Annotated in this window: 10 protein-coding genes; 4 read left to right on the top strand and 6 right to left on the bottom strand. The window is 62.6% G+C overall.

The features are described 5' to 3' along the window. Positions 1 to 11: 11 nt before the first annotated feature. From GY725_26465 to GY725_26455, 3 genes are read right to left on the bottom strand one after another with little or no spacing between them, the layout of a single operon-like run. Positions 12 to 1,400 (bottom strand): NAD(P)(+) transhydrogenase (Re/Si-specific) subunit beta, encoded by a 1,389-nt coding sequence (locus GY725_26465; protein ID MCP4007741.1) that lies wholly within the window; start codon positions 1,398 to 1,400, stop codon positions 12 to 14. After that, positions 1,400 to 1,696 (bottom strand): NAD(P) transhydrogenase subunit alpha, encoded by a 297-nt coding sequence (locus GY725_26460; protein MCP4007740.1) that lies wholly within the window; start codon positions 1,694 to 1,696, stop codon positions 1,400 to 1,402. The genes GY725_26465 and GY725_26460 overlap by 1 nt, the downstream gene beginning before the upstream one ends. Beyond that, positions 1,696 to 2,829: a Re/Si-specific NAD(P)(+) transhydrogenase subunit alpha gene (locus tag GY725_26455; protein MCP4007739.1), complete on the bottom strand. Its 1,134-nt coding sequence runs from the start codon at positions 2,827 to 2,829 to the stop codon at positions 1,696 to 1,698. Before GY725_26455 ends, GY725_26460 begins: the two co-directional genes overlap by 1 nt. 428 nt (positions 2,830 to 3,257) lie before the next feature. Between GY725_26455 and GY725_26450 the strand changes: the two genes are divergently transcribed. Further along, a complete protein-coding gene (locus GY725_26450; GenBank protein MCP4007738.1) occupies positions 3,258 to 3,965 on the top strand; it encodes a HAMP domain-containing histidine kinase in 708 nt (235 codons plus the stop codon). Here GY725_26450 and GY725_26445 read toward each other — a convergent pair. The 3 genes from GY725_26445 to GY725_26435 are packed head-to-tail and all read right to left on the bottom strand — an operon-like array spanning position 3,959 to position 7,817. After that, the gene (locus GY725_26445; GenBank protein MCP4007737.1) at positions 3,959 to 4,927 is read right to left on the bottom strand and encodes a hypothetical protein; all 969 of its coding nucleotides are present in this window, start codon (positions 4,925 to 4,927) and stop codon (positions 3,959 to 3,961) included. The two genes, GY725_26450 and GY725_26445, sit on opposite strands and share 7 nt — an antisense overlap. Then, positions 4,900 to 5,238, bottom strand: a complete 339-nt coding sequence (locus GY725_26440; protein MCP4007736.1) for a 4a-hydroxytetrahydrobiopterin dehydratase — start codon at positions 5,236 to 5,238, stop codon at positions 4,900 to 4,902. The genes GY725_26445 and GY725_26440 overlap by 28 nt, the downstream gene beginning before the upstream one ends. Beyond that, positions 5,238 to 7,817, bottom strand: coding sequence for a M1 family metallopeptidase (locus tag GY725_26435; GenBank protein ID MCP4007735.1), 2,580 nt, complete (start codon positions 7,815 to 7,817; stop codon positions 5,238 to 5,240). Before GY725_26435 ends, GY725_26440 begins: the two co-directional genes overlap by 1 nt. A 150-nt stretch (positions 7,818 to 7,967) precedes the next feature. Here GY725_26435 and GY725_26430 point away from each other — a divergent pair, with 150 nt between their 5' ends. Genes GY725_26430 through GY725_26420 form a run of 3 tightly spaced genes read left to right on the top strand, consistent with a single transcriptional unit; the run spans position 7,968 to position 12,444 of the window. Continuing rightward, positions 7,968 to 9,593, top strand: a complete 1,626-nt coding sequence (locus tag GY725_26430) for a glycerol-3-phosphate dehydrogenase/oxidase (GenBank protein ID MCP4007734.1) — start codon at positions 7,968 to 7,970, stop codon at positions 9,591 to 9,593. Then, the gene (locus GY725_26425; protein ID MCP4007733.1) at positions 9,590 to 10,999 is read left to right on the top strand and encodes an FAD-binding oxidoreductase; all 1,410 of its coding nucleotides are present in this window, start codon (positions 9,590 to 9,592) and stop codon (positions 10,997 to 10,999) included. Before GY725_26430 ends, GY725_26425 begins: the two co-directional genes overlap by 4 nt. Next, positions 10,996 to 12,444, top strand: coding sequence for a glycerol kinase (locus tag GY725_26420; protein ID MCP4007732.1), 1,449 nt, complete (start codon positions 10,996 to 10,998; stop codon positions 12,442 to 12,444). Before GY725_26425 ends, GY725_26420 begins: the two co-directional genes overlap by 4 nt. Positions 12,445 to 12,488 lie beyond the last annotated feature (44 nt).

Below are 12,488 nucleotides of genomic sequence, written 5' to 3'. Positions count from 1 at the left end.
GCCCGTGAGTCCTATAGCTCTCTCAGAGATCCAATGACCGACTCCACCATCGATTTCGCATCTCCGAATAGCATCATCGTCTGATCCAGTCCGTAGAGTGGATTGTCGATGCCGGCAAAGCCGGGATTCATGCTGCGTTTACAGACCATGACGGTCTTTGCACGGTCGACTTCGAGGATCGGCATTCCGTAGATCGGGCTACTGGTGTTCTCGCGCGCGTCGGGATTGGTGACGTCGTTCGCTCCGATCACCAGCGCCACATCGGTGCGCGGGAAGGACGGGTTGATTTCCTCCATTTCCACTAATTGCTCGTAGGGAACGTCGGCCTCGGCGAGCAGAACGTTCATATGCCCGGGCATGCGACCGGCGACTGGGTGGATTGCGTACTTCACGTCGACGCCGCGTTCGGTGAGGGCGTCGGAGAGTTCGCGCACGACGTGCTGGGCCTGTGCGACCGCAAGCCCGTAGCCCGGAACCACGATGACCGAGCGTGCGGCGTCCAGGATCACGGCGGCGTCGTCTGCGGAGCCGCTCTTGACCGCGCCGCCCGAGGCCGTGACCTGCGCCGGGGCTCCCTCGGCTGCTGCGCCAAAGGCTCCGAAGATCACATTGGCCAGAGAGCGATTCATGGCCTTGCACATGATATTGGTCAGGATGATTCCCGATGCGCCGACCAGCGAGCCGCTGATGATCAATACCTGATTCTCGAGCACGAAACCGGTCGCGCACGCGGCTAGACCCGAGTACGAGTTGAGCAGAGAGATCACCACGGGCATGTCCGCTCCGCCGATCGGAATCACCAGCAGCACGCCGAGCAATAGCGACAGCCCCGCCAGCAGCCAGAACGAGTCTCCGGCGACCGGATCCATGACGACCATCACCCCGAGAGCCGCGATGGCAATACCAATCGCAGCGTTGACGAGTTGCTGCGCCGGGAAGACGATCGGCTGTCCCGACATCAGTTCCTGGAGCTTTGCAAAGGCGATGAAGCTACCCGTGAGCGTCACGGCGCCGATCAGCGTGCCCAGAACGATGGGAATCGAGATCTCCAGAACAGGAGAGACGCCGTCGTTTCCGAGCCGGATCAATTCGGCGGCGGCCACCAATCCGGACGCAGCGCCGCCCAGTCCGTTGAATACGGCGACCATCTGCGGCATGGCCGTCATCTGTACACGTGTGGCTGCGATGACGCCGAAGATCGCTCCGACCGCGACTCCTAACGTGATTCCCGCGTAGCTGACGACTTCCTGGTGCAACAGGGTTGCGACGATCGCGATGCCCATGCCGACGGCCGCGAGCAGGTTTCCTGTGGATGCGGTCTTCGGCGAACTCAGGCGTTGAATCCCGACGATGAACAGTATCGACGCGGCCAGGTACGCAAGCGAGATGAGGGTTGGCATTAGGCGTCCCTCTCTTTCTTGCTGCGGAACATCTTGAGCATGCGATTGGTTACGAGGAATCCGCCCACCACGTTCACCGTAGCGAGTGCAACGGCGACGACGCCGAGGACGGACGCCAGATTCGTCTTCTCCGCGCCGGCTGCGAGCAGCGCGCCGATGATCGCGATTCCAGAGATCGCATTCGAGCCCGACATCAGCGGCGTGTGTAGCGTGGGCGGAACCTTGGTGATCAGTTCAAAGCCGACGAACAGGGCCAGCACGAAAACCGTGATGACCAGAATGAAATCGCCTTCCATCATGCCTCCAGAGCAGCGCGCACACCGTCGTGTACGACCTTGCCGCCTCGGGTTACGAGGGGTCCGCTGGTGAGTTCGTCTTCCAGGTCGAGCTTCAGCTGTCCCTCTTCGACGAGATGCGTGAGATAGTTCTGGAAATTCCGGCCGAGCATCTGGCTCGCATGCACCGGTGTGTCGCTGGCTACATTGACGGGGCCGTGTACCCGAACACCGTTCGAGTCCACGATCTCGCCTGCTTCGGTCAATTCACAATTCCCGCCCTGTTCGGCGGCCAGATCGATGACCAGTGAGCCTGGGCTCATGCGCTGCACCTGCTCGGTCGTCAAGAGGATCGGGGCGCGACGGCCAGGTACCAACGCGGTGCAGATCACGACGTCGGAGTTTGCGATGTGCTTGCTCAGGACCTCGCGCTGCTTCGCCTGTTGTTCTTCGGTCTGCTCTCGGGCATAACCGCCCTTGTCTTCGGCGTCGCCACCGATCGCTTCTTGCGCGACGAATCGCGCTCCGAGACTCTCGACCTGTTCCTTGACCGCGGCCCGGATGTCAAATGCTTCGACCACGGCACCCAGCCGTCGTGCCGTAGCGATGGCCTGCAACCCTGCGACACCCGCACCCAATACGAGGACGCGTGCCGGTTTAAGCGTTCCGGCAGCGGTCATCATCATTGGCATGAGTTTCGGCAGTGCCAGAGCCGCAAGCAGCACAGCGCGATAGCCGGTGATGGTGCTCATGGAACTCAGAACGTCCATGCTCTGTCCTCGCGTTATGCGCGGCATGAGGTCCATGGCAAACGTCGTGACTCCGCGATCGGCCAGCGCGCGCACGATTTCCAGGTTCGCGTATGGATTGAGGATGCACAGAAGGGTGCTGCCTTCGCGCATCATCTCGACTTCACGAGAGTCGGTCGCCTGCACCTTCGCGATCAGATCGGCTGCGCCGTAGAGTTCGGCAGCGGAGCCGACCAGTTTTGCACCGGCCTTCTCGTAAGCAGCGTCTTCGAAAGCGGGACGGTGCTCGCCCGCGACTTCGACGTGTACGTCGAGTCCGAGTCCGATCAATTTCTTTGCTGAATCGGGAGTGATCGCGATGCGGTTCTCTCCCGGGGCGATTTCTCGAGGTGCGCCAATGATCAAGGTTCTTCCTCTCACGGCATGAGTTCAGATTGCGGTTTTTCCGACATCCCGATAGGGATGCCCGGTGCCGATGCCCTTGCCGGACTTCCGGCACAGGACACTAGCTCGTAAATCCAGTTCTGGCCGATGAAAACGTGCATCGAATAGCCCTGTTTGGGCGGAATTTTGCACTATTTGTCGATTGACGCACGACCGGGGTATCCAGTGGACGGCCTTGTTCCCCCGCGCGTGTTGTTGCCCAACGGCTCCCCGGTGGCTCCGGCCTGGCGGCCCGAAAATTGCGGACAGGTGCGACGGCTTTTTCCGGGTTGAGACATCTGCGACAACAATCGCGCTCATCACGGAAGCATTCCCAAAACGCGCTTGCGGCGTCTGCGGGCATAGCACATACGGTTGATCCACGAACTCGTTGACTTCACCTGGGTAGCATGCAGACATCGAACCAGAACCACTCGCGAACAGATTCAGAAGACCTGCCGGGTCGCGTCGCGCACGCGATCGGCACGCCGCTCTCGGCCCTGATCGGTACAGCACAGATGTGCGTCGAGGATGCGAATGGTAGCGATCCCCGTCTCGATCGCATCCTGCGCTTGAGCCGCAGGGTCGCCGCGATCGTGCGTGGCATGCTCGACCTCTCGCGCACTCAAACTCTCGACTGGTCGAAGAACTCGGCCCGCGGGTTGTTGGGCGAAGCGGCGGCCGAGTTGAGCGACCGCTGTGAGAAATCTGGCATCGATATAAGTACGAGAGTGCGGCCAGATGTCCCGATTTTTGATGCCGACAAGATATTGCTGGTGACCGCTCTGGTCAGCCTGGCGGAAAACTCTGTCGATGAGATGGAGGAAACCGGTGGCGAGCTGCAGTTCGAAGCCGAGTATCGGCCTGGCGAGGGTCCGGGATCGGTCGTGCTCAGCGTGACCGACACCGGGCGCGGGATTCCCGCCGATCTTCGCGAGGAGGTATTCGAGCCCTTCGTCACATCGAGGCACAGCGGTGCCGGGCTCGGTCTTCCGATTGCCCGACAGATCGTAGAAGGCCATTCCGGCACGCTCCGTTTGAGCGATCCCTCCTGTACCGGTACTCGCATGACGCTCGAGATCCCCGTTTCGCGCGCGGGTCTGCGGGGGGATCAGTAGAAAACACTGCGCGCCCGATGCCGGGGACGGGCTTTGTAATGGGAGCCGCCCCCTCGTGTCCAGAGCCAGTGGTCCAGATCCGCAGCCCTGAGTCCGCTCAGCGATGCGAGCCGCTCGACCGCATGTACTCCGCAGGCCCGGATCTCGGTTTCCTCGGAAGATCCGCTCTCGAGCCGCTCTTCTCGTTCGATGCGCGCCAGTAATTCCCGATCGTAGATCAGAACTCCGTCCATGCGCAGTACGTGTGGGACCAGGTTGTCGGCGAATATCGTCAACTCGTCCAGATCTTCGAAACGGCCCAGGCCTCCGGGCAAGGCCAGCGCCAGATCGGCCGAGGCGATCTGCGCGCGCTTGAAGAAAGGCACGTCGAAATCCTCATATCGGGCGATGTCGCGGTACAGAGGCATCTCGATCAGGATGCGCAAGAGTTGTGCCGCGCTCCGATCGGCCGCTTCGACCAGGTTGGAGAAGCACCCGTCGAAACGCGTTGCAACCAGAAGTCCCAGTGAGCGAAACGCTCTTGCGAATAGATCCATCAACTCGGCGATGGGTTCCGCGTCCAGGTCCTGTTCAAACAAGTCCGCCGCGTCTTTCGCGCGAAAGCCCGCAAGCTCTTCTGGGCTCAGGGCCCCTTTCTCTTCGAAGCGGGCAAGCAGTCTGGCTTCCACGGTGCGATAGCCCGACTTGCCCGGAAGCTTGCGCAGATGGGGAAAGTAGCCCGAACCGAAGTTCACAGAGTCCAGTTGCAACACGAAGGCGGTGAGCGTCTCGGGGTCGTCCAGCGCTGGCAATGAGGTGACGCCCGGGGTGCGAACCTCTTCAAGCGGTAGCTGGGCGGTGTATCTGCTCAGCGCGCTCTCATCGATGTGTACGAAGCGCGCTCTTTCCGCGACCCGCGCGCAGCGCGAGCGGATTGCCTCGAACGGTCTTGCGGCTATGTCCGCGGGTACAACGCGTCGCATTTTGCCGCGAACACGAAGTCGGCCTCTCGCAATCCGTTGACCGTGTGCGTCCAGATCTCGATTGCCGCCTTGCCCCAGGCCAGGTGGATATCCGGGTGGTGGTCCTGCGCGTCGGCCATCTCACCCACCCGGTTGGTGAACGCGAGAGCCTCCGCGAAGTTCTCGAAACGGAACTCCCGGCGCAGGAGCTGGTCGTCGACGGCCTGCCAATCTTCGTCGATCTGCCCGAGCAGGGGTCGGATCTGTTCCGCTCCCAGTGGGTTTGCATCGGGAGGGCTGGGCTCGCAATCGCGCTCGGCAAGCTTCGACATCAGCGGCCTCCAGAGTTGGGAATCCATTGACGCAGTTCCCGCACTGCTCTGCGTCGCAGATTCGCGTTCAGATCGAAGCGTTCGAGCGCCTGCTTGAGCGCGCGTTTCGTCGTGGGCAGCTTCTGTGCGTTGAAGAACTCGGCGACCTCCTTCTTGTAGGCCGGAGTCTGGAGGGCCGAGGTTGCCGTTACGAGACGGGGCGCGAGTCCAGGGGAGACGCGAGGTGCAAGCTGAGTCCAGCGCTTGCGGATGAAGGCCCAGGTTGTTTCGCGCGCTCTGGGATTTGCGAGTAGTCGCATGAGTAGTGGTACGACGTCCTGCATCGGTACGTCGTCGCTCAGAGAGAGAGTGAGCGTGCGTTCGACCAGTGCGGGATCGCGGAAACTCGCAAGCGCCATCTCGAAACGGGTGCGCTCTTGGGGAGTGCGCGCTTTCTTCATTTGCCGCAGGTACTTGTCGTACAAGGTCTTGTTGCCGGAACGCGCTGCGAGATCGACTACGGGCCCGGCGAGATTCGCATCCAGAGTCGAACGCTCCTTCAGATACGGACCGATGCACTTCTGTACCTGGGCCAGTATGTCTTTGTCCTCGGCGAGTCCGCCGAGAAAGCCGAGCAGGGTCGCACGGCGCTGGCGCAGAGCATCGGTCTCTCCCCGTCGGGGTCGCCAGCCGAGCGCGTCGAAGGCAGCGCGGAAAATCCTCCCCGTCCACTCGCGATGCTCGGCTGCCGTGGAGGCGCTCAGTTCCGGCAAGGCCTGACCGTCGAGCCAGGAAAGCGGTGTACCGATTGCCGCCAGTACGTCGGGCTCTTCTTCATCGCCGAGACGTTCGATGAGTGACAGGATGCTCGCGAAATCGCCGCGATCGGCGCACACGCAGGCCCACTGGTGGCCTAGCAAACCCATGCGCTCGACCGCGCTCAAGCGTTTCAGCTCAGCACCGATGTCCTGCAGTAGATCCGGGTGGTGGACCGGATGATAGAAACCGGCCTCGTCCGCGTTCGCGTACACCCATTTGACCTCGTTCGCAGCGCCTACGTCGATTTCATTGCGTGTGCGGTCCAGGAGTCCTTGCGCCAGCTTCGTACGGCCGCGCACCGGTCTCACCCGCAACACCACGGGAATGGGGCGAGTGCTACGGCGTGCGCTCTCTGGGCGGCGAGGGTCTGCGAGAAAGAGTTCCTGGTGGGTCTTGAGGACGGCGCGTCCGCGGCGTTCGCCGAGGCGGACGCTCACGAGCGGGAAGCCGGATTCCTTGACCCAGGCACCGACGATCTTCTCGACGTTCTCGCCGGAGGCCTCTTCGAGCGCGCGCCACAGATCTGCGGCCTGGGCGTTGTCTTCCCTGTGCCGCCGGATGTAGGTACGCACGCCTTTGCGAAAGGCTACAGACCCGAGCCAGCGTTCGACCATGCGCACGACCGACGCGCCTTTCTCGTAAGTGATCAGGTCGAAGTTCTCGGTAGCTTCGTCCGGTGTGCTCACGTCTACGTAGATCGGATGCGTGTTCTTCATGGCATCCATCGTGTAAGCCGGTCCGCGGTGTTGCTCGAAATCGAGCCACATATTCCATTCGGGCATCCAGTCGTCCACGACGTAGAACGCCATCCAGGTGGCGAAGGCTTCGTTCAACCAGAGGTCGTCCCACCAGGCCATGGTCACGAGGTCCCCGTACCACATATGCGCGAGTTCGTGAGCGATCACCTCGGCCACGCGTTTCTTCTCGGCGAGCGTGATGGTCTTGGAGTCGACCAGGAGCAGGCTCTCCCGGAAAGTCACCGCCCCGGCGTTCTCCATCGCACCGAATTCGAAGTCGGGTACCGCGATCAGATCGAGCTTGTCGTAGGGGTACTTCAGGCCGAAGAACTTCTCGAGTCGAACCAGGCTTTCGAAGGCGGCATTCAGGGCGAAGCCCGCCAGGTGCTTCTTGCCCGGCACGCTCCAGACGCGGATCGGCGTGTCGCCACACATCTTGCTGCGCGAAGCTTCCATTTCACCCACGACCAGTGCGATCAGGTAGGTCGACAGGCGGGGAGTCTCGCCGAAGGTGACGGTCTTGAGCTTGCCGTGGCGTTGGGTCTTGATCGCGGGACCGTTGGAGACGATCGAGTTCTTCTGCGGGGTGGTTACCCGGATGCGGAAGCGCGCCTTCTTGTCGGGTTCGTCGAAACACGGGAAAAAGCGCCGCGCGTCAGCGGCCTCGAGTTGGGTCGCCGCGTAGCGCCGGCTCCCGGAGAGCGCCAGGTACAGACCGCGGAGGTCGGATCGAAGCGGGCCCTCGAAGGCGATGTGGATGCTGGCATCGTCGCTCTCGATGGCGCGGGAGAGCTTCAGAGTGCTGGTTTCGCGCTTCTCGTCCGTCTTGACCGCAGTGACCGGAATCGGGCCCTGCTGGTCCTCTACCTGGGTCTGGTCGAAGTCGAGGTCGACGGCGTGCAGCTCGATCGAGCGCAGCCCGGCCGCTCCCGAGAGGGTGATTCCGACGACTCCATCGAAACGGTCTCGGCGGGGGTCGACGGTGACGTGAAGATCATAGGATTCGGGCCGAGGGAGCGGATTGAGGCGCATGGTTTCGCGCATTGTAGGGGCCGTTTCCACAGCGGGCAAAACCCGCACTTGCGCTGACTCAGAGTCCGCTGTTCTATAGGCGAAAGCTCTGGAACTCGCGCCGCGTGCCGATTCCCAGGGCAGGTCCGTAGTCGTGTCACCGACCCGACCCCGAGGAGTTTCATGTCTGCTGCCCAGGGATTTTCCACGCTCGATCGCGACCGCGTGTTCCAGGAACTGGAGACGCGGGTTTTCGATCTGGCGATCATCGGCGGCGGGATTACCGCCGCGGGACTCGCGCGTGAGGCCGCGCTCCGGGGTCTTGCGGTCGCATTGCTGGAATCCGCGGATTTCGCCTCCGGTACATCGAGTCGCTCTTCGAAGCTGATCCACGGAGGCTTGCGCTACCTGGCGATGGGTGATGTGGCTCTGGTGCGAGAAACCGCCCTGGAGCGAAAGGTCATCTTCCGCATGGCCCCCCATCTTGCAGAGCGGCGTTGGATGGTCCTGCCGACGCGATCGTACGCGGGCATGATCAAGTTTCGCGCGGCGGTCACTGCCTACGAGAAACTCGGCGCAGTCGAGGGTGACGATCTGCATCAGAACTGGCAGAAAGAGGATCTCGCGCGAGAAGAACCTCTGCTCAATACCGAGCGTTACCCCAATGCGGTCGCGTATCGCGAGTACCTGACCGACGATGCGCGCCTGGTGATCGCGAACCTGCGCTCGGCTGCGGCGGCGGGTGCGTGCCTGCTCAATCACGCCGAGGTCGACGGTATTCGCGTCGAGGGTGGCAGAGCTTCCGGGATCGAGGCCACGGATCGTATCGGCGGACAGAAGATTGCCGTGCGCGCGCGTTGCGTCGTCAATGCCGCAGGGCCGTGGGTGGAAGCCGTCCGCAAGCTGGAAGAACCGGACGCGCCTTCCGTTTTGCATCTGTCCAAGGGCGTGCACGTGTCACTGCCCGCACAACGCCTGCCTTTGAACCATATGCTGGTGCTGAACCAGAAGGACGGGCGCTCGATATTCGCGATTCGCCAGGGTGAAGTCGTCTTCCTGGGAACGACGGATACGAGCTACGAGCACGAGCCGAGCCTGTGGCCGGAAATCGGGATCGAAGATGTCGAGTATCTGCTGCGACCGCTGGCTTCCTATTTCTCGGTCGACCCGCCTCAGCCCGGTGACGTGACGGCCGCCTGGGCCGGCTTGCGGCCACTGGTTGCGCAACCCGGCAAGAAGGCCAAGGACATGTCGCGCAAAGACGAGATCATGGTGAGTCGCGGCGGTGTGGTCACCGTGGCGGGCGGTAAGCTGACGGGCTATCGGCGCACCGTTGAGAGAATTCTGGACAGTGCCGGGGATGTTCTGGGGGGGAAGATTGCCGACGTCGAGGAGGGGCCTCTGCCCGGGGGCGACTTCGACGGTGATCTCGAACGGCTTTCCGCCGGACTCGCGGCGGAATTCGGTATCAGCGAACTCGCCGCCGCACGCATGTCTCGCCTGTACGGCTGCGAGGCGCGCGAAGTCGTCGGACTCGGCCCCGAGCCGATCGTGGACGATGTGCCGATCCTGGTCGGGGAAGTGGACTGGGCCGTGTCGATCGAAGGCGCTGCAAAGGTAGAAGACGTCGTGTACCGTCGCACTCGTGCGGCGCTCTATTCACCCGAGGCGAGCCATCGCATCGTCGAGCCGGTGGCGCGTCGCATGGCCGAGTTGCTCGGCTGGAACACTCAACAGGTGAGCGAGCAGGTGGAGCAGACGCGAAAACAGCTTGCTGTGGATCTGAGCTTCTCTGGAGGTCGGTCGTGAGCGATATCGTTGCGAAGTTGCGAGATTCGTTAGGGGACCTCGTCTGTACCGATGACGAGGTTCTCGACGCCCATCGGCGTGACTACTGGGCACTGGCCGAGTTGAACGATGCGATCGGCAAGGGCCCGCCCCGTCCGTGCTGCGTCGTGCTCGCATCTTGTACCGAAGATGTGGTGCGAACCCTGCGCACGTGTCGGGAGAGCGGTGTTCCCGTGATTCCGTTTGGCGGGGCTTCCGGAGTCTGTGGTGCAATCGAAGCATCTCCGGAATCCGTCGTGCTCTCGACGCGCGATATCGAGGGGCTGGTCCGAATCGACGACCAGAATCTTACGGCCACCTTCCGCGCCGGGACGATGGGTATCGACGCGGAACGGCGCGTGCAACAGGATGGCCTGACGATCGGAAACTGGCCGCAATCGGTCGAACTCTCGACGGTCGGGGGATGGGTCGCCACGCGAGCCGCAGGCCAGTACTCGACAGCCTACGGCTCGATCGAAGATCTCGTGCTCGCCCTCGAAGTCGTCTTGCCCGACGGTTCCATCGTGCGAACCCGCGAAACTCCCCGCGCTGCAGCGGGTCCCGATCTTCGCAATCTCTTCATGGGCAGCGAGGGAATCCTCGGTGTTGTCACCGAGGTCACCTTCTCGTTGCGGCCTCTTCCCGAAGCTACGAAAGAGCAGGCGTTTCACTTTCCCTCGCTCGAAAGTGGAATCGAAGCGATTCGTCGCTTCATGCGCGCGGGCTGGCGCCCTCCGGTCGTCCGCCTCTACGATGCGCATGAATCACAGCGCATCTTCAGCGACTACACGCCCGAAGACCGAAACCTGCTGATCCTGCTTCACGACGGTCCGGTTTCCGCGGTCGAGGCACAGTTCGAAGGAGTGGCCGAGTTATGCCAGGCTGCGGGCGGCGCGGAAGCTGACTCCGCCTGTGTCAGCGAATGGCTGGGGCACCGCAACAAGGTGCCGGGTTTCAAGGAACTGAACGATCGCGGGTTGGTGGTTGATACGATCGAAGTCGCGAGCACCTGGTCACGTGTCGCCGATCTCTACGAACGCGTCACCAGGGCGCTTCGCGAGATGCCCGAGGTCCTGATCGCTTCGGCGCATTCGAGCCATTCCTATCGCTCGGGTACGAACCTCTACTTCACCTTCGTAGCGCGCGCTGAAGACCGCGCTCGCATGCCCGAAATCTACAGCGAGTGTTGGGACCGCACCATGCAAGCAACGGTCGAAGCGGGTGCCGGAGTGGCCCATCACCACGGCATTGGCCGTGTGCGTCGCGGCAGACTCGTGGATGAGGTCGGCGAGAGCGGGGTTGCGCTCTTGCGCAAGATCAAATCTGCCCTCGATCCGCAGGGCCTTCTGAATCCCGGTGCCCTGCTTCCGCCGGAGAAGGGCGAGTGAGTTCCTCTCCCGTCCTTTCCCTGGATCTGGGGACGACGGGTGTGCGCGCGCTGGTGATCGATCCCGATGGCCGGGTTTGTTCGCGCATCTACGCGCCTTTGGCGGTCTCGTATCCGTCGCCTGGTCGCGTGGAGCAGGATGCTCTCGATATGTGGGAGCGCAGCCTCGAAGTGATGCGCGGTGCGCTCGACGAAGCGGGGATCGGAGCGCAAGAGATTTCTGCGATCGGTGTGGTCAATCAGCGCGGGCCGACGATCGCGTGGGATGCCAGGAGTCTGGAACCACTCGCGCCGGTGATTGGCTGGCAAGACCAGCGAACCGAGGAGCGCGTGGCGGAGTTTCACGCCATGGGAATCCCGCTCACCACCATGGCGTCACTCACCAAGTACGAATGGTGGATGAAAAACGACGAGACCATTCGCGCTTCAGCGGCGGCTGGCAGTCTGCGAATTGGAACACCCGACACCTGGCTGACTGCAAAGCTGACCGGCGGAACGGCGCACATAACGGATCCGAGCAACGCATCGTGCACGGGTCTGCTCGACAATGCCGTCGGGGAGTGGTCGGCTCCTCTGGTCGAACTCTTCTCGGTACCGGCAGATGCATTGGCCGAGGTCGTGGCCACCAGTGAGGTCGTCGGTGAAACCCCGAAGTCCATGCTCGGGGCGGCGATCCCGGTAGCCGCGCGCGCCGGAGATCAGCAGGCCGCGAGTTTTGGCCAAGGAGTCCATCGCGCCGGAGAAGCCAAGCTGACGCTGGGGACCAGCGCAATGCTGGATCTGCACACCGGCGACGTCGTCGTCGAGCCTCCCCGCGGGGCGTTTCCGCTCTCGCTCTGGCGTCTTTCGAGCGGCGAACGCGCGTTCTGTGTCGAAGGTACGGTCAAGACCGCCGGGTCGGCGATCGAGTGGTTCGTCGAACTCGGACTGGCCCCTGATGCTGCTGCGGCAAGTGCGCTCGCGGCCAGTGTCGATTCCTCCGAAGGTGTCTGTTTCATACCCGCTCTTCAGGGACTGGGCACGCCATACGGCGATGACAATGTGCGTGCGATCTTTACCGGTATGACGCGAGGCTCTGGGCGGGCACAACTCGCTCGCGCTCTCTTCGAGGGGATCGCCTTTCGTTGTGTCGAACTGGCGACGGCTCTGGATCTCGACGATACGCCACTGCGAGTCGATGGAAACCTGGCGCGCAGCGAGTTGCTGTTACAACTGATTGCCGATCACGCTGACCGCGATGTGCTGCGGGCTGCCGAGTTCGAGTCGACTGCCTTGGGTGCGGCCTTCCTGGCCGGACTCGCGGTCGGAGTCTTCGAAAATCCCGCGCATTGCGCCTCGCTGCTCGCCCAGCCGAAGCGCTTTGCACCTGCGCTAGACGAGAGCGAGCGCCAGGCGGCCCGTGCACGCTGGAAGCGAGCGATCGAGCGCATTCTGGAGCCGAACTGATGTCCCGCGTCGGGTTTTCGGATCTCCCTGGGGAACTCCGGGTG

It is taken from the genome of bacterium (assembly GCA_024226335.1).
Lineage (GTDB): Bacteria > Myxococcota_A > UBA9160 > SZUA-336 > SZUA-336 > JAAELY01.
The sequence above is the reverse complement of the archived record's forward strand: the minus strand, read 5'-3'. Positions and strand labels throughout refer to the sequence as shown.

Bases quoted from the DNA above. Each gene is read 5' to 3' on its own strand.
- GY725_26465 (MCP4007741.1), bottom strand. From the start codon at position 1,400: ATGCCAACCCTCATCTCGCTTGCGTACCTGGCCGCGTCGATACTGTTC.
- GY725_26460 (MCP4007740.1), bottom strand. From the start codon at position 1,696: ATGGAAGGCGATTTCATTCTGGTCATCACGGTTTTCGTGCTGGCCCTG.
- GY725_26450 (MCP4007738.1), top strand. From the start codon at position 3,258: ATGCAGACATCGAACCAGAACCACTCGCGAACAGATTCAGAAGACCTG.
- GY725_26445 (MCP4007737.1), bottom strand. From the start codon at position 4,927: ATGCGACGCGTTGTACCCGCGGACATAGCCGCAAGACCGTTCGAGGCA.
- GY725_26440 (MCP4007736.1), bottom strand. From the start codon at position 5,238: ATGTCGAAGCTTGCCGAGCGCGATTGCGAGCCCAGCCCTCCCGATGCA.
- GY725_26435 (MCP4007735.1), bottom strand. From the start codon at position 7,817: ATGCGCGAAACCATGCGCCTCAATCCGCTCCCTCGGCCCGAATCCTAT.
- GY725_26430 (MCP4007734.1), top strand. From the start codon at position 7,968: ATGTCTGCTGCCCAGGGATTTTCCACGCTCGATCGCGACCGCGTGTTC.